Here is a 22636-nt window from a genome sequence, read left to right as displayed (position 1 = left end):
GCCTTTTCAAGGGCCAGAAGTAAATTCTCTGATCCTGCTCTCCAACAGAGGTAGTCGTTGTGCCTATTGAGATCCCTACCGACCTGACGCCCGAACTCGTCCCCCTTTCCTGGCTCATTGGTGAGTGGGAAGGCCGCGGCCGGCTCGGCAGCGGCGACGAGGATTCCGAGCATTTCGTCCAGCACGTCTCCTTCACCCATAACGGGCTCCCGTACTTGCAGTACCGGGCCGAGACCTGGCTCAGTGATGACGCCGGTGAAAAGCTGCGGCCGTTGACCGTTGAAACAGGCTTCTGGGCCCTGGAGCGGAAGCTCGAAGAGGGCGACGGCGGTCCCGGACTTATCCCGGCGGACATCGTTCCGGTGCTCAAGACAGCCGACGAAGTCGAAGAACGCCGCAACAAAGACGGTGGCTTCGATATCTCGGTGTCGATTTCGCATCCCGGTGGAATTACCGAGCTCTACTACGGCCAGATCAAGGGGCCCCAAATACAGCTCAGCACCGACATGGTGATGCGGGGAAGCCACTCCAAGGAGTACACGGCAGCTACCCGGATCTTCGGCCTGGTTGATGGGAACCTTTTGTGGCGCTGGGATGTTGCCGCAAGCGGCAAAGCCCTCGAAGCGCATGCCTCGGCGTTCCTGAACAAGGTTTCCTGACACTTCCTGACCCCAGGAGCATCACCTCAAGTTCCAGCAGTCGCACGGCAGAAGGAGCAGACAGTGAACAACCACGTCAGGCCTGAGGGATATGGCGGCCTCAAAGCTGTCTTCTTCAACGGCACCCTGAAACCTTCGCCGCAAACCAGCAACACTGATGGGCTCATCAGGATCAGCCGGGACATCATGGAGAAGCAAGGTGTCACCACCAAGCTTTTCCGCACCGTGGACCATGACATCGCCAGTGGTGTCTATCCGGACATGCGCGAGCACGGTTGGAAAACGGACGAGTGGCCGGAGATCTACCCTGAGGTCCGGGACGCCGACATCGTGGTGGTGGCCGGGCCTATCTGGTTGGGGGACAACTCCTCCCAAACCAAGAAGCTCATCGAGAGGCTTTATGCCCATTCCGGCGAGCTGAACAGCAACGGCCAATGGGCGTTCTACCCGAAGGTGGGCGGCTGCCTCATCACGGGCAACGAGGACGGCATCAAGCACTGTTCCATGAACGTGTTGTACAGCCTGCAGCACATCGGCTTCACCATCCCACCCCAGGCCGACGCCGGGTGGATCGGGCCTGTGGGGCCGGGTCCCAGCTACCTGGATGAGGGATCAGGTGGCCCGGAGAGTGACTTTACCAACAGGAACACCACATTCATGACGTGGAACCTGCTCCACATGGCCAAAATCCTCAAGGATGCCGGGGGTATTCCTGCCTACGGCAACCTGCCCGCGGAATGGAAAGCCGGTACCCGGTTCGACTTCGAAAATCCGGAATACCGCTGACCGGAAATATTGCCGCACCCGGAATACCGCTGAACTGCAAGGACTTCTACTACATATGACTTACTCGAGCCCTCTCTTGTCGCGCCCTGGCGCCGTCGAGGACACCGGCCTGGATGCCGGCGTCGCTGCCCACTACGGGGAGCCGCTGCGTGAGCAGCGCGCACTGGCGGCCGGAACCGCCGTCGTCGACCTCTCGCACCGCGGTGTGGTGACCGTGTCCGGACCCGACAGGCTGAGCTGGCTTAACACGCTGTCCTCGCAGCAGCTCACCAACCTTCAGCCCGGTGTCGCCAGCGAACTGCTGCTGCTCAGTGTCCAGGGCCGCATCGAGTTTGACGCCCGGGTCATTGACGACGACGGGACCACCTGGCTGATCGTGGAAACCGCGGAAGCGGCGCCCTTGGCTGAGTGGCTCAACAAGATGAAGTTCATGCTCCGCGTCGAGATCGAAGACGTCTCGGAGCAGTGGGCAGTGGTGGGTTCCACCAAGCCGGTGGAGCAGTTCTCCCAGCGCCTGGTGTGGGAGGACCCGTGGCCGCGTGTCAGCCCGGGTGGTTATGCGTACAGCATCGTTCCGGAGGAGTCGCACCCGGGACTTGAGCGTCCCTGGTTCGAATACCTTGTCCCGGCCGCGGAACTGGAGAGCGCCGTCGAGGGCCTTCCCCTGGCAGGTGCCTTGGCGGCTGATGCGCTGCGGATCGCTGCCTGGCGTCCCCGCCTGGGTGCAGAGACCGACGAGAAAACCATTCCCCATGAACTGGATCTGCTGCGGACCTCCGTCCACCTGAACAAGGGTTGCTACAAGGGCCAGGAGACGGTTGCGCGGGTGCACAACCTGGGGCACCCGCCGCGTCGGCTTGTTTTCCTGCAGCTGGACGGTTCACAGCACACCCTTCCCGCAGTGGGCAGTGTCGTATTTGCCGGGGAACGGAAGGTGGGTACTCTGACTTCTGTGGCGCAGCACTTCGAAATGGGACCCGTGGCCTTGGCCGTGGTGAAGCGGTCCGTTTCGGCGGAGGAAACCCTGACGGTGATGGATGGCGAAGAGCCGTATGTCGCTGCCCAGGAAGTGATCGTCGCCCCCGACGCCGGCCAGGTTGTCGGGCGCCAGACCGGATTCCTGAAGGGACCCCACCGATGAGCCACTTGAACCCGACCCCAGGTTCCGAGCCCACCAACCCGGCAGTGGCCGACGACGAAACGTTGGCACTCGCCCACGCCCTTTTCGATGCCGCCCGCGAAGGCAATACCGAATTGCTCCGCGGGTACTTGGCTGCCGGGGCACCGGCCACGCTGACCAACGCCGCGGGTGATTCCCTGCTGATGTTGGCCGCCTACCATGGGCACGCCGAAGCCGTGCAGGTGATCCTCCACCACGGCGCCGACGCCAATGCAGCCAATGACCGCGGCCAGACGCCCCTTGCCGGAGCGGTCTTCAAGGGTTATACGGATGTGGCCCGGGTGTTGCTGGACGCAGGAGCAGACCCCGACGCCGGAACCCCCTCCGCGCGCGAGGCTGCGGCGATGTTCGCCAGGGCCGAGATCCTGGCCCTTCTGGGCTGACGGTTCCTCCCTGACGCCAGCCAGGAAGCAGGCCCGGTCGCTTGGCGGCCGGGCTTACTTGTGCCCATATATTCCATGTGGAATAGTTGTGGTGGAATATACGCGACGGAAAGGGGCCCACCATGCCCAGGATTTCCGATCTGACGCCCCTGGGTGTCGCATCCCTGGCCCTTCTGGCCGAGGAACCCATGCATCCGTATGAGATGTACCAACTGCTGATGGCCCGCCATGAAGACCGGCTGGTCAAGGTTCGCCCCGGAACGCTGTACCACGCAGTGGACCGGCTCGAAGACAACGGCCTCGTGGAAGCCACGGGAACCGAACGTGAAGGAAACCGGCCCGAGCGGACCTTGTACCGGATCACCGATGCCGGGAAAGACGCGCTCGATGACCGGCTCAGGGCCATGCTTTCCACCCCTGTCAACGAGTACCCGCTGTTCCCGCACGCCATTGCGGAGGCGCACCATTTGCCTGCCGCCGATGTGATGGAACTCCTGGAGGAACGGGTGGTGGCCCTGGCCGCGGACCTTGACTTCCTGCTCCGTGCGGAGGCCGTCGTCACGGCCAAGGGACTGGATCGCAAGTATTGGATAGATATCAGCTACCAGCAGGCAATGCGCAAAACGGAGATCGCGTGGATCCGCGGCCTCCTCGAGGAGTTGGGCAACGGACACCTGCCCTGGGACGAGTCCCTTGCCGCTCCACCGGAACTTTCAAACAAGCCAAAGGAATCCCTTGGAAAACGTAGCTAAGCCATGGCCCGCGCTGTGGTCACTCGTTGTGGGCTTCTTCATGATCCTTATCGACACCACCATTGTGTCGGTCGCGAATCCGCGGATCATGGAGGGCCTCAACACGGACATCAACGCGGTCATTTGGGTCACCAGCGCCTACTTGCTGGCGTACGCAGTACCCCTTCTCATTACCGGCAGGCTGGGGGACCGGTTTGGTCCCAAGAACCTGTACCTGATCGGCCTTGTAGTCTTCACGCTGGCATCGTTGTGGTGCGGCCTCTCCGGTGATGTCGGCATGCTGATCGCGGCACGGGCTGTCCAAGGCCTGGGCGCGGCAATGATGACTCCGCAGACAATGGCCGTCATTACGCGCATCTTCCCCCCGGACCGTCGTGGTGCCGCCATGGGACTGTGGGGAGCTACAGCCGGCATGGCCGTGCTGGTTGGCCCCATCCTCGGCGGCGTGCTGGTGGACAGCCTTGGCTGGGAGTGGATCTTCTTCGTCAACGTCCCCATCGGGATCGTGGCCTTCATCCTCGTGACGCGTTTCGTGCCGAAGCTGACCACCCACACGCACTCGTTCGATGTCCTCGGCGTAGTCCTGTCCGCCGTGGGCATGTTCCTGCTGGTCTTCGGTATCCAGGAGGGCCAAACCTACAAGTGGGGAACAGTCACCGGCTTCGTCACTGTGTGGGGCTTGATCATCACAGGACTTGTGGTGCTGGTGCTCTTCGTTCTCTGGCAGTGGTGGCTGGAACGCCGCGGCGGGGAACCGCTGCTGCCGCTCGGCCTGTTCAAGGACCGGAACTTCTCACTGGGCAACACCACCATCATGGCGGTTGGATTCACGGTGACCGCCTTCCCGTTGCCCACCATCTTCTACTATCAGACGGTGCGCGGCCTGACACCAACGCAGTCGGCGCTTCTCATGATTCCCATGGCAGTCATTTCCGGTGCCTTGGCGCCGTTCGTTGGCAAGCTTATTGACCGCGCCAACCCCCGGTACTTCGCATCCTTCGGCCTGGTGTGCCTGGCCGGCGCCTTGTTCTGGACCGCCTCACTGCTGGGACCGGACACCCCCATCTGGATGTTCCTGCTGCCCAGCGCCCTGCAAGGTGTTGCCAACGCCTTCATTTGGGGACCGGTGTCCAATGCCACCACCCGCAACCTGGAGCCCCGGCAGGCCGGTGCAGGTTCCGGTGTTTTCAACACCACCCGCCAAATCGGTGCAGTCCTTGGCTCGGCGGCCATTGCTGCGTTGATCCAGTCGAGGCTCTCCGCAGAACTGCCCGCAGCGCCTGCCGGCGCACCGGTGGGCGAGGCGTCCATGGGTGGGGCATTGCCGGAAGCCCTTCATGCAGGATTCTCGACGGCGATGAGCCAGTCCATCCTGCTGCCCGCCTGTGCGGTGCTGCTCGGCGCCGTGGTTGCACTGTTCTTTGGCAAACCGAAGACCGTGCAGGGCTGGGGAGGCGAGTCCGAACCAGCGGCCACAACCGCCAAGGCTGACCTGAACTCTTAAGGGTTTTGGTACACCTGACGCCCCTAAGGAGCCTTCTTAGGGGCGTCAGTTGTCTTGGAACCTGGTGGGAGTCAGCCGAGAAGGACGCTCGCATGGAGCCCGCCAGTGGCAAAGCCAAGGCTGCGGGCCATAGCGAGTGCTCCGGTGTTGCTGACATCTGCCTTCCATTGCAGGGTCAGCCCTGCGGCGAGCGCTTCGTGGGCAGCGATGGATGCAGCCAGTGTTCCCAGGCCCCGCCGACGCCAGGGGGGTGCCACCAACACACCCATGTTGGCCAGGATGCCTTCCCATTCGGTGTAGGCCCCGCAAGCCACGGGGGTGGGGGGAGCCTCGTCGGGGTGCATGATGGTGAACCGGTGTTCCAGGCCCTGGAGTCCCACCTCATTGACGTCATCCGGAGGGCACAGCGATTCGAGGCTGATCGCTTCCGGGTTTCCCTGGGAGACGGTGAGGTCCTCGGAGGGTTGCTGCAACGGCAAATCGTCGGCGAAGAACAGGGCAGTCGATCCCAACCCGTGCCCTCCGTGCGACCGCGTCAAGGTCAGCAGCGTGACGTGTTGTGCCAGTTCGGTATCGGGAAGTCCGACGGCGGCGTCCAGGGCCCATTGCGGCCCCACCAGTGCTGAAACCCCGAAGAGCCTGAGGAACACCACGGCACTTGCGGATTCGTCCACGCGGGTGATGCGCTGTGCGGGGTCGCCTGCGTCCGTCGATGAGGTGGCAAGCCTGTCCGCGGCGGTGGCGAAAGCGTCGTCGTCGAGCCCCAAATGGCGAGCCCACGCCAGCTGGATGATGGCAGCGGACGTGGGCTCAAGAGTCATGGATTCAGCCTAGCCGACTAGCCGAAAAGCACTGACGCTTCGTCGTAGCGGTGCTGGGGCACGGTCTTGAGCTTGCCCAGGGCTTCCTCGAAGCCCACGTGGGAAATGTCCGTGCCCTTGAGGGCCACCATGGTGCCCCAGCGTCCGTCCACAACGGAGTCAATCGCTGCCATGCCGAGGCGGGTTGCCAGCACACGGTCGTAGGCGGTGGGGACACCGCCGCGCTGGATGTGGCCGAGGATTGTTGCGCGGGTTTCAATGCCGGTGCGGGCCTCAATCTCGGGGGCCAGCTGGTCAGCGATGCCACCAAGCCGCGGCCGCCCAAAGGTGTCCAGGCCGCGTTCGGAGTGCGGGGACTCCATGTGCTCGGGTACGAAGCCCTCGGCAACCACCACCAGCGGTGCACGGCCACGGTCGTGGGCTTCCTGGACCCATTCGGTGATTTCCTCGATGCTGACCTTCTGCTCCGGGATCAGGATGGCGTGCGCACCGGAAGCCATGCCCGAGTGGAGGGCGATCCAGCCAACGTGGCGTCCCATGACTTCGGCGATCATGCAACGGTGGTGCGATTCGCCCGTGGTGCGGAGGCGATCGATGGCCTCGGTGGCGATCTGAACTGCGGTGTCGAAGCCGAAGGTGTAGTCGGTGGCATCGAGGTCGTTGTCCACGGTCTTGGGGACTCCGACAATCTTCAGGCCGGCGTCGGTCAGGCGTTTCGCCGCTGCCAGGGTGCCCTCGCCGCCGATGGCGATGATGGCGTCGATGCCCAGGCGTTCCATGTGGGCTTTGATGACGTCCGGTCCGCCGCCGTTTTCGAACGGGTTGGTGCGGGACGTGCCCAGAATGGTGCCGCCCTGCTTGGCAATGCCGCGGACCATGGTGCGGGGGATGTCAATGACATCACCTTCCACAACACCGCGCCAGCCGTCCCGGAAGCCCACAAATTCCTGGCCGTGGATGGCGATGCCCTTCAGGACTGCACCCCGGATTACTGCGTTGAGGCCGGGGCAGTCGCCACCGCTGGTAAGAATGCCAATTTTCATGTTTGCTCACTCATGGCTTGGAGGAATACGTGCAGAGCGCCACGCTGAGCTCCCCATGATTGTAGACGGGCATGTGGGGTGGGACACAAACGGTTACTTTTGAACCCGCCGGTGCGGTATTGGAAACATCGTCGAAAACGAAGGAAGCGCCCCGCCGGGAGACGGGGCGCTTCACAGGCTTTGTGACCGGCAGCTACCGGGAACGTTGGCTGATGAACGATTCCAGGGCGATCTTGTTGTTCTGGTCCGGCAGGAGCAGCCAGCCCAGGATGTAGACCACGAAGGCAGGGCCGGGCAGCAGGCAGAAAAGCAGGAATGCTACCCGCACATATGCCACGTCCACCCTGAGTTTGGCAGCGATTCCTCCGCAGATGCCGCCCAGCCAGCGCTGCGGTCCACGCTTCAGGCCGAAGCCCCTGACGATGCTGAAGAACTTGTCCATGGCTACAGACTTCCCTGTTGTGGTTGCTTTGTCACTTCGTAGTGGTCACTTTTTTTGAACCCTTGCGGGCCGAGAGGAGTCCTCCGACCACCAGGGCCGCTCCTGCACCGATCATCAGGCCGATCAGCACGTACGTGCCGTTCAGTGTCACCCAGCCAAGCGTTGAGATGACGATCAGGGCAGCGAGCGCTATCACGATCAGCCCCCACACCACGGTGCCGATCCGGGCCTGCCGGGGCTCGTCGTCCTCTGCAGGCTCCACCTGGAAGCTTCGCTCCAACGGTGGCGTGAGCGGGATTTCCTGGAGCCGCGGTTTGGGCAAGGCCTGTGAGGGACGGGTTTCCTTCGGCAGGGACTCCGTGGGGGTCGTCTCCCGCGGCAGGGGTGCTGTGGGCTGGGTGTCGTCGCCTTTGCCGGATTCGTTGGTGCTCATGTCAGTTTCCTTCCTGGATGGTCACGTTGCTGAACGTGCCGTCGATTTCCACCACGAGGTTGGCGCCGGGCTTTCCTGTGTTGTAGAGCGTCCGCCCGTCCTGGAACCGGCCGCCGCGGTCCGAGCCGCGTTCGTTGAGGTTGCCGAACGTCATGTCTGCCCTGACTTCAACGGGAACGTCGTCGGGAATGATCACTGTGACGTTGCTGGCCGTTGCGTCCACGGGGATCTGGACTTCAGTGACAAGCGGGGGATTCAAGGTGATATTGCTCAGGTCCAACACCCCTTGGGCGCCGGTGACGTTGATGCCCAGCCGGGCCTGGTCCAGGCTGGTGGGCGCCCAGTTCACGTCGTGGAAGGTAAAGCGGTCCCCGTCCCGGGGTACCACGTTGAAGATTCCGCCAATGATCAGGGCAACGACTGCGAGGAATCCAAGGAAACCCGAAGTCCTGCCCCGGAGCCCTGCAACCAGGATGCCCAGACCGAGGACTGCGGCGCCGGTGGCCCACACCACGGCGTTGGCGGAGTTGCCCAAGTCAATGACGTTGCCGGCGTCGAGGGCTTTCAACGTACCGCCTGCCAGCAACGCAGCACCGGCGGAAACTGCCACGATCGCAGCCCCGGGGCCCTTGCGCTTGGGGGCGGCAGGCTTGGGCTGCCAATCCTGCGGGCCGCTGGGGCCTTGCGGCGGGCGGGGGCCGGAGGTATTGGACTGGCTGCGCGACCCTGCCGGGGCATAGGCAGCTGAGGGGGTGTAGGGGCCGGAGCCGGCCGGAGTGTACGGGCCCGACGCCGGCACGGCGCCGGCACCATGTCCGTGGTGTTTGGTCCCGGGTTGGCCGGGGCCGTAGACAGGGACGCCGGTGTTGGCTGCGGCCGGGGCTCCATAGGCCGTAGAGGAACCGTAGGTGCCCGCCGGCCCATAGGCGGCCTGTGATCCGGCGGTGCGTCCGTAGGCAGCGCTTCCGTAGGCGGTGCTGCCAGGTGCCGCAGGGTAGTTCTGCTGGCTCGTGGATGGTGTCGGGCTACCCTTGGCCGTCTTGTTGCGTTGGACCAGAAAGTAGATGAGGTAAAAGATGCCGCCCATCCAGAACAGCGTCCAGAAGAGACCGGGCAGTCCATCCCATCCCCAGCCCCAGAATCCGCGGCCCAGGCTTGGAAGCCCGATGATCGTAGTGATCAACGCGCCTGTCATGCCCCCGGACCAGCGGCCCGCGGCGGCTTCCTGGACATGGATGCGCCCGTCAGGTTCAGGCAGCAGCGCCCAGGCGATGCCGTAAAGCAGCACGCCCACGCCGGCGAAGACCGCCAAAACGATGAAGATGCCCCTGACAATCAGGGGGTCGATGCCGAAACGGTGGGCAACACCGCTTGCGACGCCGCCAATCCAACGGTCCGGTCCGCGGCGGATGCCCTGGTTGCGGATCCAGTCGAAGAAGTTCTCCTGGGACGTTGCCGGGGCGGCGCCGGCCGGCGGGTAGCTGCCGGTTGCGGGACCTGTGCCCGCGGAAGTGCCGGCGGCGGGCTCATGCTGTGAGCCGGGGGCGCCTGGTGTTCCGGGTTCCTCTGGATTCATGCTGTTCGCGTTCATACTTCGATCCTGCCGTCCGGCCCGTCCTCCCCTCTACTGGGGGATACCCTGAATGATCCCTGAGTGGCCCCCGAACAACGCTGGTTTCCGGTCCGGGTCACCCTGATCCGTGTTTGGATTGGTACATGAGAACCGCTGTACAACGCCCCGTGCTGGTCCGCAGCAGCGACCGCATGATTGCCGGCGTCTGCAGTGGCCTGGCCGATCATTTGGGCTGGCCGGTCAAGTTTGTGCGGCTTGGCATGATCCTGGCGTGTTTCGCCGGCGGCGCAGGCGTGGCCTTTTATGCGTGGCTGTGGACCATGGTTCCTACCGCGGACGAGAACGCCAAGCGCAATGCCCGCCGCCCGGCGTCGCCCATTGCTCCTGCCGTGAGCCTGCCGCCCGCCGGTGGAACCCTGAATGCAGCTGGTAGAGCAGTTGCGTTCCCGCCGGGCGCGGTAAGCACCCAGCCTTCGAACGCGTACGACGCCGGACACTCACTGTCGGCGTCCGGAGCACCTCCGGTCTCCGGTCCTGTCGGTGGCCCTGTTCCTGTCGGTGGTCCTGTTCCTGTCGGTGGGCCGTTTCCACAGGTAGGCACCGGGAATCCTGGCTTGGGTGGTTCCGCCACGGGCCACGAGCCATTCATTGAAGCAGCCGGCAATTCGGGACCCGGCGGCTTGGGATCCAGTGGTTCGGTATCCGGCGGCCTGGGCTCCGGCGTCGGTTCCGTTCCGGGGGGTGGCGCGGTTTCGGCCGATGAGCGCGCAGGATTCGGCAGTCCTTCGGCCGCCTGGGACTGGGCAGGCAGAAGCGGCGAGGGCACTTGGTCGTCATGGTTTTCCACGCGGCGCGTCCCGTACGGCAAGGAAATCCTGTTGGGCGCAGCCCTGCTCCTGGTGGCCGCTATCCTGATCGCACGCCAGTTCGGCGTCGAGGTTCCATTGGGGACCCTGATACCAGCAGCAGCTATCCTGGGCGGCGCGGCCATCGCATGGATGCAGCTGGATGAAACCCGCCGTGCCGGCCTGGTGGACAAGACGAAGGCCGATCAGGCCGGCGGCTGGGTCCGGCTGGCGGCCGGCTTGGCGCTGGTGGTGGCCGGTGTCCTGGTCATGGTGTCGGGCTCGGGCTCGTGGGAACAGACGTGGCTTGCATTGCTTGCCTCGGTAGCAGTCCTCGGCGGCGTGGCCTTGGTGCTGCTTCCCTGGGGACTGAAGTTTTGGAAGGACCTGGAGACAGAACGGGCCGGCCGCATCCGTGAGACAGAGCGCGCCGAGATCGCAGCCCACCTGCACGATTCCGTGCTGCAGACACTGGCCCTGATTCAGCGCAGGGCCGGATCCGAACAGGATGTGGTGCGGCTTGCCAGGGCGCAGGAACGTGAACTCCGGTCCTGGCTGTTCAGTGATCCCGCCAAGGAATCCGGCCTTCTGGCCGACCGCATCAAAGCCGTTGCAGCGGAAGTCGAAGACTCCCAAGGCCACGCGGTGGAGGTCGTAGCGGTAGGTGACACCACCATGACCGAACGGCACGAGGCCATGGTCCAGGCAGCCCGTGAAGCGATGCTCAACGCGGCGCGGCACGGTGGTGGGACAGTATCGGTGTATGTGGAGAGCACGGCGGGCACTACGGAGATCTTCGTCAAGGACCGCGGCCCCGGCTTCGACCTCGATGCTGTTCCGGACGACCGGCTGGGTGTCAAGGAATCCATCATTGGCCGGATGAAGCGGCACGGCGGCACCGCCACCATCAACAGCAGCAGCGACGGCACCGAGGTCCGCCTGGCCCTGCCCTCCGCCAATGGCGAGGCGGGCGACCAGCGGAACAGTGAAGCCCGGAACAGTGAAACCCGGAACAGTGAAACCCGGAACAGTGAAACCCGGAATGGAGAAGCGAAATCATGAGCACCAACCCCCAGAGTGGTCCAGGACGCAGCGTACGGGTGGTGATCGTGGATGACCACACCATTTTCCGGTCGGGGCTGAAAGCCGATCTCGATGACCGCATGGACGTCGTGGGAGAAGCCGGAACGGTGGAGCAGGCCATTGAGGTGATTGCTGCAACCCGTCCCGAGGTGGTCCTCCTCGACGTCCACCTTCCCGGCGGGCTGGGCGGTGGTGGACGCGAGGTCATTGCGGGATCGGCCGCTTTGCTGGGAAACACCAGCTTCCTGGCGCTCAGTGTCTCCGATGCCGCGGAGGACGTAGTCTCCGTGATCCGTGCAGGCGCCCGCGGCTACGTCACCAAGACCATCTCCGGCAAGGAGATTTCCGACGCCGTCATCCGTGTGGCCGACGGTGACGCCGTGTTCTCACCCCGGCTGGCAGGCTTCGTGCTGGACGCGTTCGGCACCGCTCCGGCAGATATCGCGGACGACGAACTGGATAAACTCTCAGCCCGCGAACTCGAAGTCATGCGGCTCATCGCCCGCGGCTACAGCTACAAGGAAGTGGCCAAGGAACTGTTTATTTCCATCAAGACCGTTGAGACGCACGTGTCGGCCGTCCTCAGGAAGCTCCAGCTCTCAAGCCGGCACGAGCTCACCAAGTGGGCCGCCGAACGCCGCCTCCTCTAACCGGACGCTTCCTCCAAGGCTCGCTCACATCCCCCGGGGTTTTCGGGGATCCTCACTCACGTCTCCCGGGGTTTTCGGGGATCCTCTCTCACGTCCCCTGGGGTTTTCGGGGACCCTCGCTCACTTCCCCTCGGGGTTTCCGGGGATCCTCTCTCATGTCCCCCGGGGTTTTCGGGGATCCTCTCTCACGTCCCCCGGGGTTTCCCGGGACCCTCGCTCACGTCCCCCGCCTTAAAAGCAAACGCTCTTCCACCATTCACGGTGGAAGAGCGTTTGCGTTGGCTACTGGCCTACTGCCTACTTGGCCTTGCCCAGGAATTCCTGAATACGACGGACACCTTCGGCGAGGTCCTCATCGCCGAGGGCGTAGGACAGCCGGACATAGCCCGAGGGCCCGAAGGCTTCGCCCGGAACAATGGCAACTTCGACTTCGTCAAGGATGAGCGTGGCAAGTTCAGCCGAGGTCTGCGGCCGGACGGGACCGTTGGAGGTCTCGAATTCCTTACCCAAGAGTCCGCGGACGTCCGCGTAGACGTAGAAGGCGCCGGTCGGCGTCGGGCATTCAACGCCTTCAATGGCGTTCAGGCCGGCAACGATCGCTTTACGGCGGCGGTCGAACGCAACCTTCATTTCATCGACGGCGGTCAGCGGCCCCGTGAGGGCAGCGGCGGCGGCGACCTGCATGATGTTCGAGACGTTGGAGGTGGCGTGCGACTGCAGGTTGGTGGCTGCCTTGATGACGTCAGCCGGGCCAATCATCCAGCCCACGCGCCAACCGGTCATGGCATAGGTCTTGGCCACACCGTTGAGGATCACGACTTTGTCGCCCAGTTCCGGGGCTGCGGTGGCGATGGAGGTGAACTCAACGCCGTCGTAGGTCAAGTGCTCGTAGATCTCGTCCGTGACAACCCAAAGACCCTTGGAAGCGGCCCATTTACCGATCTCCGCAACCTGCTCCGGGCTGTACACGGCGCCGGTGGGGTTGGACGGGGAAACGAACAGCAGGATCTTGGTGCGGTCGGTTACAGCGGCTTCAAGCTGTTCGACGGTCACCAGGTATCCCTGTTCCGGTCCGGCGAAAACCTCAACGGGCACACCGCCGGCGAGGCGGATGGCTTCGGGGTAGGTGGTCCAGAACGGGGTGGGAATGATGACCTCGTCGCCCGGATCCACCAAGGTGGCGAAGGTGTTGTAGACGGCTTGCTTGCCACCGTTGGTCACCAGCACCTGGGAAGGGTCAACCTTGTAGCCGGAGTCCCGCAGGGTCTTCTCCGCGATGGCTTTCTTCAGCTCGGGGAGGCCGCCGGCGGGGGAGTAGCGGTGGTACTTCGGCTGGCCGGCAGCTTCAATGGCGGCCTGGACGATGTAATCCGGGGTGGGGAAATCGGGTTCCCCGGCACCGAAACCGATCACGGGACGGCCCGCGGCCTTCAGTGCCTTGGCCTTGGCGTCAACGGCAAGGGTGGCGGACTCGGCGATGGCGGAGATTCGCTGTGAAATGCGGGCGGTAGTTGTTCCGGCAGACATCTATGTACCGTTCTTCGCAGGCAGCTCGTGGGCTGGATGATGGGATTCGACGTAAACTACCTTATGCTGTTCTGCGGACCTCCCGGGTGCCTGCCGGACTTTGTGACTGATAATGCTGGTCACAGGTTTTTGGGGCTGGGAGGACCGGATTTGGGCCGGTTCGACTATCGCGAAATTCTTGCGTAGACTGGTTCACCGGTGTTGAAAAGCACCACAGGCTGAAGTGCGGCCTGAAACATGGATTCGATCCATAGGGTAGTGGCGCAATTGGTAGCGCAGCGGTCTCCAAAACCGCAGGTTGCAGGTTCGAGTCCTGTCTGCCCTGCGCAAGCTGTCCCGGCGGAAACGCCGGGGCACGCGCAGCAACCATGGCTCTGATCAGAGTCGGGTCAACGACTTTGCAAGGTGAGTGAGGATCAGGTGACCGAAACAGCTGCCAGCAGCTCTAAGGGCCGTCCCGCCAAGAAAGCCGATCGCGGCTTCTTCGCCCGTATTGCTCTCTTCGTCCGCCAGGTCATTGGTGAACTGAAGAAGGTCGTTGCCCCCACCCGCAAGGAACTGATCAATTACACGCTCGTGGTGCTGGTGTTCGTGGCCATCATGATGCTCATCGTCACCCTTCTGGACCTGGCCTTCGGCACGGGAGTCAGCTGGGTCTTTGGTGGGTCAGGCGCTACGGACCGCTAAGCGGATCTGTCCGCAAACTGTGTGGAATTCCTTGGTTATTCAGGAATTGCGCGGGGTTTGCGGAATTGAGCCATTTAAATAGGCATGTTAGGCAATGAGGAAGCAGGAGACCAAGTGTCTGAGCAGGAGCTCGAGGTAAACGAGACTGAGCTGGAAGCAGCCGACGACGCCGCAGCTGAGGCTGTGGAAGAGTCCGAGGTTGATTCTGCTGCGCCCGAATCTGCCGACGCCGACGATTCCGAAGAGGACTTCGAAGCCGACGTGGACGACGAGTCCGATGATGCGTCCGGCGATGTCGCAGATGATGACGACGCTTCGGAAGAGTCCGACGGCGACGACCTCGCAGCCGCTGCTGCTGCAGCGCCCGCTGACCCGGCTGAAGAATTCAAGGCCAAGCTGCGCCGCCAGGAAGGTGACTGGTACGTCATCCACTCCTACGCAGGTTACGAGAACCGCGTAAAGGCCAACCTCGAGACCCGCATCCAGACCCTGGACATGGAAGATTACATCTTCGAAATCCAGGTCCCCATGGAAGAGGTTGTCGAGATCAAGAATGCGCAGCGCAAGGTGATCAACCGCGTTCGCATCCCCGGTTACGTCCTGGTCCGCATGGACCTGACGGACGCCTCCTGGGGCGCCGTTCGCCACACCCCTGGTGTTACCGGCTTCGTGGGCAACGCCCACAACCCCGTTCCGCTGCGCCTTGACGAGGTCTTCTCCATGCTCGCCCCGGTCTTCGAAGAAGAGCAGGCAGAGCAGGGCAAGCCGGTCAACAAGCAGAACCAGGCTCCCGTGGCCGTCGACTTCGAGGTCGGCGAGTCGGTCATCGTCAAGGAGGGCCCGTTCGAGACCCTTCCGGCGACGATCTCCGAGATCAAGCCCGAGTCCCAGACCCTGGTGGTCCTGGTCTCGATCTTCGAGCGCGAAACCCCGGTGACGCTCGCATTCAACCAGGTCACCAAGATCTAGCTGATTCCAAAATTTCGCTCCGGTACTGCCTGCTTAGCAGTTCGGGAGCGGCCGGCCGCCTCGCCATGGCGGCCAAAAACCTGGGACGCGCTCCTGTGCCCCAGGAAGCTATTGAGAGAAGGACCCTACATTGGCTCCCAAGAAGAAGGTCACCGGCCTCATCAAGCTGCAGATCCAGGCAGGTGCCGCTAACCCGGCCCCGCCGATCGGTCCTGCGCTTGGCCAGCACGGTGTCAACATCATGGAATTCTGCAAGGCGTACAACGCTGCAACGGAATCCCAGCGCGGAAACGTTATCCCGGTGGAAATCACGGTCTACGAAGACCGTTCCTTCACCTTCATCACCAAGACCCCGCCGGCTGCAGAGCTCATCAAGAAGGCTGCAGGCGTCGCCAAGGGTTCAGCTACCCCGCACACCGTCAAGGTTGCCAAGCTGACCCAGGCACAGGTCGAGGAAATTGCTTCCACCAAGATGGAAGACCTCAACGCCAACGACATCAAGGCTGCTGCCCTGATCATCGCCGGCACCGCCCGCTCCATGGGCATCACCGTAGAAGGCTGATTCCAGCTTTTTACCCGCCGGGCAACCGGCATCTGAAACATTTGAAATGTCGCAGGATCCTTGCCGGATCCACGACTGTGGCAGGGCCCAGCGCGGTCCGCAGACCACAACTGCACAAGGAGAAACAGCAGCATGGCAAAGCGCAGCAAAGCATATGAGGCAGCCGTAGCCAAGATCGAGGCAGACAAGGTCTACGCCCCGATCGAAGCCATCAACCTCGCGAAGGACACCAACCCTTCCAAGTTCGACGCAACCGTTGAGGTCGCTTTCCGCCTGGGCGTTGACCCGCGTAAGGCCGACCAGATGGTCCGTGGCACCGTCAACCTGCCGCACGGCACCGGTAAGACCGCCCGCGTCCTCGTTTTCGCAACCGGTGACAAGGCTGAAGCAGCAATCGCTGCAGGCGCCGACTTCGTTGGTTCCGATGACCTGATCGAAAAGATCGCAGCCGGCTGGACCGACTTCGACGCCGCAGTGGCAACCCCTGACCTCATGGGCAAGGTTGGCCGCCTCGGTAAGGTCCTCGGCCCGCGTAACCTCATGCCGAACCCGAAGACCGGCACGGTTACCCCGGATGTCACCAAGGCTGTCAACGACATCAAGGGTGGCAAGATCGACTTCCGCGTCGACAAGCACTCGAACCTGCACTTCATCATCGGCAAGGTGTCTTTCGACGCCAACAAGCTGGCCGAGAACTACGCAGCAGCACTGGAAGAGGTTCTTCGTTTGAAGCCGTCCGCTTCCAAGGGCCGCTACATCCAGAAGGCTACCGTTGCCACCACGTTCGGTCCGGGCATCACCGTTGACCCGAACGTCACCAAGGTTCTCACCGACGCGTAAGCTTCGGGAGCACTGGCTCTGAGAAAAGGACCGTCCGGCTTAGCCGGGCGGTCCTTTTTCTTGCCCGGATGTTGCCGCCCGCCCTGTTCGCAGCCCAAGGTGGGCCGTAGGCTGTGGTGCGTGTCGTCGTCGAACTCTTCCGAAAATGGCGGGCTGTCCGTCGAACGCATCCGCGTGCCCGACAAACCCGGCGGAGAATCCCCGGAATTCCAGGCGTTCCATCGACTGAACGTGGAGCATCACATGGAGCTCTGGGGCAACGCTGACCGCTGTGCCACCCTGACGGAGGCAGCCGTCTTCTGGCGCGGGAGTGAATACGAGGAACGGCAGGTGTTTCTGGCGTTTCTCGGTGATGCTGTGGTGGGCAGCGGCACGCTGACGCTGCCACTGAGCGAGAACACGACGACGGCGGGCGTGGACGTCCTTGTCGCCGCACCTTTCCGGCGGCGCGGGTTTGGGTCCGGGATACTCAACGTCCTCGAACAGCTGGCGAAGGACCGCGACCGCATCTCTTTTGACGGCTATTGCGGGGAACCGATCGGGCCGGTGCTGGCGGGCGCAGAGTTGGTGAAGGCTAAATCCGGAACGGGTGGTGTCCCATCGGACAACCCCTCCACGCGTTTTGCCCTTCATCACGGATATTCGCTGGAGCAAGTCGAAACGAACAGCACGTTGGGCCTTCCCGTAGCGGAAACGGTGCTGGGCACGCTGGAAGATGAAGCGATGCCAGGAGCTGCGGGGTATAGCGTCATTACCTGGCAGGACCGGTGCCCCGAGGATCTGGTGAAGGTCTTCGCGCGCCTCAAGAGCCTGATGAGTACGGAAGTGCCCATCGCCGGGTTGGGCTGGGAAGGCGAAGAATGGGATGCCGTACGTGTCCGCCAGGAAGAGTCCACATGGAGTGCAAGCGGCCTTGATTGGGTGGTTGCGGTTGCGCGCCACGATGCCACGGGTGAATTGGCTGCCTATACCGTCCTCACTCACCGTGGGGCGATGCCGGCGGTGGTCTTTCAGGAGGACACACTGGTAGCCCCTGGACACCGTGGGCACCGCTTGGGGATGCTGGTCAAGATCGCCAACCTTCGCCGTGCGATGCAGCTTTGGCCGGACGCCACGTCGGTTATGACATGGAACGCCAATGAAAACCGGCATATGCTGGCCATTAATATCGCCCTGGGATTCAAGCCCTCCGGCTTGGAAGGCGAATGGCAGAAACGGTTGGGATGACTGTAGACGAGGCAAAGACCGTTCATGTCGAGCAGCTGTGGGTGCCTGACACCCTGGACAGCCCCGATGCCGCTGATTTCCTGGACGCCGTGGAAGTGGGCCGGCGGGTAAGGATGGAGACCTGGGGGAGTGACGATCTCGCCTATACCCCGCTGGAGAAACTCCTGGAGTTCTCCGATCCTTATGAGCGCCAGATCATCCTGGTGGCCAAGGTAAACGGAACGATTGTGGGCACCGTGGACATCGCCTTGCCCCTGACGGACAACATGGACCTGGCCGAGTTCACCCTTGACATCCTGCCTGAGCATCAAAGCCAGGGCGTCGGGCGCCAATTGCTCGAGGCTGCGGAGGAGTTGGCCCGGGCGGAGGGCAGGACCATGATCCTGGTGGACACCAACCATCCTGCAACATCCCTGACTGAGGTTCCCGAAGACCAGTTGATCCCTGGAAGCGGTGCAGGCTTTGTGCCGGTCAGCAGCCGGGAAGTGGATTTCGCCAAACGTGCCGGCTATACGCTGCAGCACATTGAGCAGTTCAGCTCCTGCATACTGCCGCTGGATTCCAAACTGGTTGGTGACCTGCAGTTGGAGGCCGAGGAAGCCAACGGTGGCCGTTATGCGCTGCACCACTGGACTGACCGATGCCCGGAACCGTGGCTTGAGGCCGTCGCCGAGTTGGAGAATGCGGCCGGTGAGGTGGTTCGCGACGAGGGGGACGAAGAAGCTCCTGAAGTGGAGGCAAGCGGCATGGTGTTCGACCCCGCCGTCCTTCGCGAAACTGAAGACGCAGCCCTGGCGCAGGGCCGGCGCACGGTGGTCACCGCCGTCGAACATGTCGAGACCGGAAGGCTGGTTGGCCTGACAACCATCAGCGTGCTGGCCCATCGCCAGGACGTGGTGTTCCAGGACGACACCTTGGTCCTCCAGGAACACCGGGGCAACAAGCTGGGCCTGCTGATCAAAGTGGCCAACATGGAGAGGCTCAGCGAGCAGTTCCCGGACGCCCGGGTGATCTACACCTGGAACGCACCGGAGAACCGTTACCTCCTTACGGTGAACAAGCAGTTGGGATTTACGACGGCGGGCGTCACCGGACTCTGGCAAAAGGAACTTCCCGGACGGGGCAAGGACACGACGTCGTCGGACTAGTCCGCCCCCGATTTGGTTTGGGGAACACTCTCCCGTAACCTTGAAGTACCAAAGACCGTCGGTTGATGGGAATCCACTCTTTCGGGCACAGCTCAATTCTGCAGTTGCGCCCGAGGGACCACAGTGAATTCCTTGACGAAGGACCCTGAACATAGGGCGGCCGGCGCAGGTGAACGAAGCAAGTCTCCACGGATTCAGTCTGTGTTGAGCCAAGCCCCGTGCATCTGCGCGGGGCGTTTTTAGTTTTAGCTCTCGTGAGCGGGGACCCGGAAGACCGGCTTTATTCCCCGGAAGGAGGGTTATGACAACGCCTAGCAAGGTTTCCGCTGTTGCGGAGATCACCAACGATTTCAAGGAATCGAACGCGGCTGTCCTGACCGAATACCGCGGGCTCACTGTTGCACAGCTCAAGGAACTGCGTGTTGCGCTCGGCCAGGACACCAAGTTCTCGGTCGTCAAGAACACCCTGAGTGCAATTGCAGCCAAGGAAGCTGGTGTTGATGCATTCAACGATCAGCTCGCCGGCCCTACTGCAATCGCCTTCATCAAGGGTGACGCTGTTGCTGCTGCCAAGAGCCTGACGGACTTTGCCAAGGCCAACAAGCAGCTGGTTATCAAGACCGGCGTCTTCGAAGGCAAGGCATTGGACGCAGCAGGAGTTGCCGCACTGGCAGCCCTCGAGTCCCGCGAACTGCAGCTTGCCCGCGTTGCTGGTGTCCTCAAGGCTCCCGCATCCGCTGCTGCACGCATCATCGACGCCCTGCGCCTCAAGCTTGAAGAAGAGGGCGGCGCATCTGCACCGGCCGCTGAAGAAGCTCCGGCTGAAGAGGCTGCTGTTGAGGCTGCTGCTGAAGAGGTTGCGGCTCCGGCCGAAGCCGCTGAAGCTGCAACCGAAGAGAACTAAGTTCTCCCCCCAATCAAACTCCGGTGCACGGAGCGGCCTGGTCCGCGCCTGTACCAACTAATGGAAGGACGCCACCATGGCGAAGCTCAGCAACGAAGAGCTCATTGAAGCTTTCAAGGAACTGACCATCATCGAGCTCTCCGAGTTCGTCAAGCTCTTCGAAGAGACCTTCGAAGTTACGGCTGCTGCTGTTGCAGTTGCCGGCCCCGCCGCTGGCGGAGCTGCTGAAGCTGCTGAAGAGAAGACCGAATTCGACGTCGTTCTCGAAGCTGCTGGCGACAAGAAGATCGCAGTGATCAAGGAAGTTCGCGCCATCACCTCCCTCGGCCTCAAGGAAGCCAAGGACCTGGTTGACAGCGCACCGAAGGCTGTTCTCGAAGGCGCCACCAAGGAAGCTGCCGAGAAGGCAAAGGCTCAGCTCGAAGAAGCCGGTGCAACGGTTACCCTCAAGTAACTCGTTCCTGCTTGTGGACGCCCCGTCCTCTCCTGCGAAGGAGAAGGCGGGGCTTCCTGCTTTTAACTGCAACGCAGGGTCACTTATTACCCGATAAACCCCCCTTGAGGGGGCCATAAGTGACCCCGCGTGGCTATTGGAGGGGTTCGCTGATGTCCGCCACCACCGCGCCGAGCGCGGCTGTGAGTGCGTCTGCATCCACGAAGGCACTGCGTCCGTGGGCGCCGGCTCCCATGGAGATGCGCCGGCCCGTGATACTGGCGTCCGCGTACACGGGCCACGGCGTCGTGCTGCCGAGCGGTGTGATGGTTCCCCGTTCATAGCCGGTAGCGGCCAGCGCAACGTCAGCATGGGGGAGTGAGAGCTTGTTGACCCCCACCAGTGCACGCAGCTTCGGCCAGGAGATCTGGCGGTCCCCTGGAACCAGGGCGAACAGGAAGCTGCCATCGCGGTGCTTGACCACCAGCGACTTCACGATGTCTGCCGGGCTGATGCCCAGGATCCCGGCGGCTTCTTCCAGGCTGCGGGCTGCTGGACGCTCGACGACGTCCACGTCCAGTCCGCGGGCGGCAGCATCGGACAGGAACCGTTCGGCCCCGTCCGTCACAGGATCATTCACGTCGTTTCTCCTCGTCTGCGGATTGGGACTCAGCCCCGGTTCGATCGTCAGTCGCGGTACAGGAGCAGGGCTTCACCTTGGCCGCCACCGCCGCACAGCGAAACAGCGGCCTTGCCTGTTCCCCTGCGCTTGAGTTCGTGGGCGGCATGCAACGCGAGCCGCGCTCCGGATGCTCCAATGGGGTGGCCCAATGCGATGGCGCCGCCATGGATGTTGCACTTCTCCAGCGGGTAGCGCAGGTCCTTGAGGGACTGGACTGCCACAGAGCCGAAAGCTTCATTGATTTCAATAAAGTCAAGGTCTTCCGCTTCCCAGCCGGCCCTTTTCAGTGCCTGGGCAATGGCATTGGATGGCTGGGAGTGCAGCGAGTTGTCCGGCCCGGCAACCTGGCCGGGCTTGCCGACCACAGCCAGGTAGTCCAGGCCGTTGTCCTCGGCGAAGCGTCGGCTGGTCAGAACCAGCGCGGAGGCTCCGTCGGACAGGGGAGAGGAGTTGCCGGCCGTGATGGTGCCGTCCGTAGCGAATGCGGCCTTGAGCGGGGCCAGGGTCTCCAGCGTGGTGTTGGGCCGGACGCCTTCGTCGGTGCTGAGTACCAGTGGATCACCCTTGCGCTGCTTGACGCTCACCGGAGCAATTTCGACGTCGAACGTTCCGTCGGCGATTGCGGCAGCGGCACGCTGGTGGGAGGCAGCGGCCACTTCGTCCTGGGATTTGCGGTCAATGCCAAGTGTCACGTTCTTGGTTTCCGTGGACAACCCCATCGACTGCCCGTCGAAAGCGTCCGTGAGGCCGTCGTGCGCGGCAACATCCAAGGCCTGGACGGCACCGTATGTCCAGCCTTGGCGCGAACCCGGCAGGAGGTGGGGCGCGCGGGTCATTGATTCCTGACCGCCTGCAACCACCACTGTGGCATCTCCGCTGCGGATCATTCGTGCGGCATCGATGACTGCAGTGAGCCCCGAGAGGCACACCTTATTGATGGTTACTGCGGGGATGTTCCAGCCCACCCCCGCGGCAATGGCGCTCTGGCGGGCCGGGTTCTGGCCGGCTCCTGCCTGGAGGACCTGCCCCATGATCACGGCGTCCACTTGTTCTGCTTTCACGCCGCTGGCCGCGAGGGCCGCGGTGATGGCATGCGCGCCAAGGTCGACGGCGGTGAATCCCGCCAGTTGCCCGTTGAGCCGGCCCTGTGGGGTGCGGGCAGCGGCAAGGATGACAACGTCATTGTCGTCAGCGGAGTTGGTCATGGTCTCTCTTCCGATCCGGGAGTGGTGTTGCAAGGCTATCGCGGGGCGTGCGCCAGCCTACCCTTTCAACGGCTGTGCCCGCTGCTGCATTCCGTGGCCGGCAGGCGGGAACGGTGAGGGATGCGTCGTCGGGACGGGACTGCCTCCTGTACTGACAGTTGGACTGCCTGCCGACGCTGCAGAGTCAGCCGGCTTAGGTGCCTGCAGCAACGGTGCTTGCAATCACGGACGATCTGGGGTAGACAGGAAGGCTGCTTTGCCGTATTGTAGATATTTGCGTCTTCCCTGTTAACCTTCA

At 63.0% G+C, this 22636-nt stretch carries 24 protein-coding genes and 1 tRNA gene; 17 read left to right on the top strand and 8 right to left on the bottom strand.

The window, feature by feature from the left end:
• Positions 1–59 precede the first annotated feature (59 nt).
• The 6 genes from LDN85_RS15680 (at position 60) to LDN85_RS15655 (ending at position 5264) form a co-directional block, all read left to right on the top strand.
• Complete coding sequence (locus tag LDN85_RS15680; protein WP_026539784.1) at positions 60–659, top strand: FABP family protein; 600 nt, start codon at positions 60–62, stop codon at positions 657–659.
• A gap of 63 nt (positions 660–722) precedes the next feature.
• Positions 723–1445, top strand: a complete 723-nt coding sequence (locus tag LDN85_RS15675) for a flavodoxin family protein (protein ID WP_026539785.1) — start codon at positions 723–725, stop codon at positions 1443–1445.
• A gap of 55 nt (positions 1446–1500) precedes the next feature.
• Positions 1501–2586 (top strand): folate-binding protein, encoded by a 1086-nt coding sequence (locus LDN85_RS15670; protein WP_223943480.1) that lies wholly within the window; start codon positions 1501–1503, stop codon positions 2584–2586.
• Positions 2583–3008, top strand: coding sequence for an ankyrin repeat domain-containing protein (locus LDN85_RS15665; RefSeq protein WP_035760456.1), 426 nt, complete (start codon positions 2583–2585; stop codon positions 3006–3008). Before LDN85_RS15670 ends, LDN85_RS15665 begins: the two co-directional genes overlap by 4 nt.
• A 122-nt stretch (positions 3009–3130) precedes the next feature.
• Positions 3131–3760, top strand: a complete 630-nt coding sequence (locus LDN85_RS15660; RefSeq protein WP_223943479.1) for a PadR family transcriptional regulator — start codon at positions 3131–3133, stop codon at positions 3758–3760.
• On the top strand, positions 3744–5264 hold the full coding sequence (locus tag LDN85_RS15655) for a DHA2 family efflux MFS transporter permease subunit (RefSeq protein ID WP_091549903.1): 1521 nt from the start codon (positions 3744–3746) through the stop codon (positions 5262–5264). Before LDN85_RS15660 ends, LDN85_RS15655 begins: the two co-directional genes overlap by 17 nt.
• Positions 5265–5335: 71 nt before the next feature.
• Here LDN85_RS15655 and LDN85_RS15650 read toward each other — a convergent pair whose 3' ends face one another.
• The 5 genes from LDN85_RS15650 to LDN85_RS15630 form a co-directional block, all read right to left on the bottom strand.
• Positions 5336–6085 (bottom strand): GNAT family N-acetyltransferase, encoded by a 750-nt coding sequence (locus LDN85_RS15650; protein ID WP_223943478.1) that lies wholly within the window; start codon positions 6083–6085, stop codon positions 5336–5338.
• A gap of 17 nt (positions 6086–6102) precedes the next feature.
• A complete protein-coding gene (locus LDN85_RS15645) occupies positions 6103–7128 on the bottom strand; it encodes a 6-phosphofructokinase (RefSeq protein ID WP_026539790.1) in 1026 nt (341 codons plus the stop codon).
• A gap of 193 nt (positions 7129–7321) precedes the next feature.
• Entirely contained in the window at positions 7322–7570 is a 249-nt protein-coding gene (locus LDN85_RS15640; RefSeq protein WP_026539791.1) for a PspC domain-containing protein, read from the bottom strand.
• Positions 7571–7601: 31 nt separating this feature from the next.
• Positions 7602–8003: a hypothetical protein gene (locus tag LDN85_RS15635; RefSeq protein WP_223943477.1), complete on the bottom strand. Its 402-nt coding sequence runs from the start codon at positions 8001–8003 to the stop codon at positions 7602–7604.
• A gap of 1 nt (position 8004) precedes the next feature.
• Positions 8005–9594, bottom strand: a complete 1590-nt coding sequence (locus LDN85_RS15630; protein WP_223943476.1) for a PspC domain-containing protein — start codon at positions 9592–9594, stop codon at positions 8005–8007.
• Between the two features lie 125 nt (positions 9595–9719).
• On the opposite strand from LDN85_RS15630, the gene LDN85_RS15625 reads away from it, so the two are divergent.
• Entirely contained in the window at positions 9720–11483 is a 1764-nt protein-coding gene (locus LDN85_RS15625; protein WP_223943475.1) for an ATP-binding protein, read from the top strand.
• A complete protein-coding gene (locus LDN85_RS15620; protein WP_026546303.1) occupies positions 11480–12154 on the top strand; it encodes a response regulator transcription factor in 675 nt (224 codons plus the stop codon). Before LDN85_RS15625 ends, LDN85_RS15620 begins: the two co-directional genes overlap by 4 nt.
• 297 nt (positions 12155–12451) lie before the next feature.
• Here LDN85_RS15620 and LDN85_RS15615 read toward each other — a convergent pair whose 3' ends face one another.
• Positions 12452–13681 (bottom strand): pyridoxal phosphate-dependent aminotransferase, encoded by a 1230-nt coding sequence (locus LDN85_RS15615; protein ID WP_026539795.1) that lies wholly within the window; start codon positions 13679–13681, stop codon positions 12452–12454.
• 252 nt (positions 13682–13933) lie between these two features.
• On the opposite strand from LDN85_RS15615, the gene LDN85_RS15610 reads away from it, so the two are divergent.
• From LDN85_RS15610 to rplL, 9 genes are all read left to right on the top strand, one after another.
• Positions 13934–14006, top strand: a tRNA-Trp gene (locus tag LDN85_RS15610).
• A gap of 80 nt (positions 14007–14086) precedes the next feature.
• Positions 14087–14368: a preprotein translocase subunit SecE gene (gene secE, locus LDN85_RS15605; protein WP_024817604.1), complete on the top strand. Its 282-nt coding sequence runs from the start codon at positions 14087–14089 to the stop codon at positions 14366–14368.
• A gap of 114 nt (positions 14369–14482) precedes the next feature.
• A complete protein-coding gene (gene nusG / locus LDN85_RS15600; RefSeq protein WP_026539796.1) occupies positions 14483–15337 on the top strand; it encodes a transcription termination/antitermination protein NusG in 855 nt (284 codons plus the stop codon).
• A gap of 130 nt (positions 15338–15467) precedes the next feature.
• A complete protein-coding gene (gene rplK, locus LDN85_RS15595; RefSeq protein WP_011775609.1) occupies positions 15468–15899 on the top strand; it encodes a 50S ribosomal protein L11 in 432 nt (143 codons plus the stop codon).
• Positions 15900–16031: 132 nt separating this feature from the next.
• Positions 16032–16739 carry a 50S ribosomal protein L1 gene (gene rplA, locus LDN85_RS15590; RefSeq protein WP_026539797.1) on the top strand — a complete coding sequence of 236 codons (708 nt, stop codon included), beginning with the start codon at positions 16032–16034 and terminating at the stop codon, positions 16737–16739.
• 120 nt (positions 16740–16859) lie between these two features.
• Positions 16860–17966, top strand: coding sequence for a GNAT family N-acetyltransferase (locus LDN85_RS15585; RefSeq protein ID WP_026539798.1), 1107 nt, complete (start codon positions 16860–16862; stop codon positions 17964–17966).
• On the top strand, positions 17945–19114 hold the full coding sequence (locus tag LDN85_RS15580; RefSeq protein WP_081733226.1) for a GNAT family N-acetyltransferase: 1170 nt from the start codon (positions 17945–17947) through the stop codon (positions 19112–19114). The genes LDN85_RS15585 and LDN85_RS15580 overlap by 22 nt, the downstream gene beginning before the upstream one ends.
• 301 nt (positions 19115–19415) lie before the next feature.
• Complete coding sequence (gene rplJ / locus LDN85_RS15575; protein WP_026539800.1) at positions 19416–20018, top strand: 50S ribosomal protein L10; 603 nt, start codon at positions 19416–19418, stop codon at positions 20016–20018.
• 76 nt (positions 20019–20094) lie between these two features.
• On the top strand, positions 20095–20472 hold the full coding sequence (rplL, locus tag LDN85_RS15570) for a 50S ribosomal protein L7/L12 (protein ID WP_011775604.1): 378 nt from the start codon (positions 20095–20097) through the stop codon (positions 20470–20472).
• A 133-nt stretch (positions 20473–20605) separates the two neighbouring features.
• Here the strand turns inward: rplL and LDN85_RS15565 are convergent, their stop codons facing one another.
• Both LDN85_RS15565 and LDN85_RS15560 read right to left on the bottom strand, forming a co-directional pair.
• Entirely contained in the window at positions 20606–21091 is a 486-nt protein-coding gene (locus tag LDN85_RS15565; RefSeq protein ID WP_026539801.1) for a YbaK/EbsC family protein, read from the bottom strand.
• 47 nt (positions 21092–21138) lie between these two features.
• Positions 21139–22338: an acetyl-CoA C-acetyltransferase gene (locus LDN85_RS15560; protein ID WP_026539802.1), complete on the bottom strand. Its 1200-nt coding sequence runs from the start codon at positions 22336–22338 to the stop codon at positions 21139–21141.
• Positions 22339–22636 lie beyond the last annotated feature (298 nt).

Origin of the sequence: Arthrobacter sp. StoSoilB20 (genome assembly GCF_019977295.1) — a bacterium.
Taxonomy (GTDB): Bacteria; Actinomycetota; Actinomycetes; order Actinomycetales; family Micrococcaceae; genus Arthrobacter; species Arthrobacter nicotinovorans_A.
This window is presented reverse-complemented; position numbering and strand designations above follow the sequence as displayed.

What these genes read in the sequence shown, in the direction of transcription:
- LDN85_RS15670 (WP_223943480.1), top strand. Translation starts at nt 1,501, where the DNA reads ATGACTTACTCGAGCCCTCTCTTGTCGCGCCCTGGCGCCGTCGAGGAC.
- LDN85_RS15665 (WP_035760456.1), top strand. Translation starts at nt 2,583, where the DNA reads ATGAGCCACTTGAACCCGACCCCAGGTTCCGAGCCCACCAACCCGGCA.
- LDN85_RS15660 (WP_223943479.1), top strand. Translation starts at nt 3,131, where the DNA reads ATGCCCAGGATTTCCGATCTGACGCCCCTGGGTGTCGCATCCCTGGCC.
- LDN85_RS15650 (WP_223943478.1), bottom strand. Translation starts at nt 6,085, where the DNA reads ATGACTCTTGAGCCCACGTCCGCTGCCATCATCCAGCTGGCGTGGGCT.
- LDN85_RS15645 (WP_026539790.1), bottom strand. Translation starts at nt 7,128, where the DNA reads ATGAAAATTGGCATTCTTACCAGCGGTGGCGACTGCCCCGGCCTCAAC.
- LDN85_RS15640 (WP_026539791.1), bottom strand. Translation starts at nt 7,570, where the DNA reads ATGGACAAGTTCTTCAGCATCGTCAGGGGCTTCGGCCTGAAGCGTGGA.
- LDN85_RS15635 (WP_223943477.1), bottom strand. Translation starts at nt 8,003, where the DNA reads ATGAGCACCAACGAATCCGGCAAAGGCGACGACACCCAGCCCACAGCA.
- LDN85_RS15630 (WP_223943476.1), bottom strand. Translation starts at nt 9,594, where the DNA reads ATGAACGCGAACAGCATGAATCCAGAGGAACCCGGAACACCAGGCGCC.
- LDN85_RS15625 (WP_223943475.1), top strand. Translation starts at nt 9,720, where the DNA reads ATGAGAACCGCTGTACAACGCCCCGTGCTGGTCCGCAGCAGCGACCGC.
- LDN85_RS15620 (WP_026546303.1), top strand. Translation starts at nt 11,480, where the DNA reads ATGAGCACCAACCCCCAGAGTGGTCCAGGACGCAGCGTACGGGTGGTG.
- LDN85_RS15615 (WP_026539795.1), bottom strand. Translation starts at nt 13,681, where the DNA reads ATGTCTGCCGGAACAACTACCGCCCGCATTTCACAGCGAATCTCCGCC.
- rplA (WP_026539797.1), top strand. Translation starts at nt 16,032, where the DNA reads ATGGCAAAGCGCAGCAAAGCATATGAGGCAGCCGTAGCCAAGATCGAG.
- LDN85_RS15580 (WP_081733226.1), top strand. Translation starts at nt 17,945, where the DNA reads ATGGCAGAAACGGTTGGGATGACTGTAGACGAGGCAAAGACCGTTCAT.
- rplJ (WP_026539800.1), top strand. Translation starts at nt 19,416, where the DNA reads ATGACAACGCCTAGCAAGGTTTCCGCTGTTGCGGAGATCACCAACGAT.
- rplL (WP_011775604.1), top strand. Translation starts at nt 20,095, where the DNA reads ATGGCGAAGCTCAGCAACGAAGAGCTCATTGAAGCTTTCAAGGAACTG.
- LDN85_RS15560 (WP_026539802.1), bottom strand. Translation starts at nt 22,338, where the DNA reads ATGACCAACTCCGCTGACGACAATGACGTTGTCATCCTTGCCGCTGCC.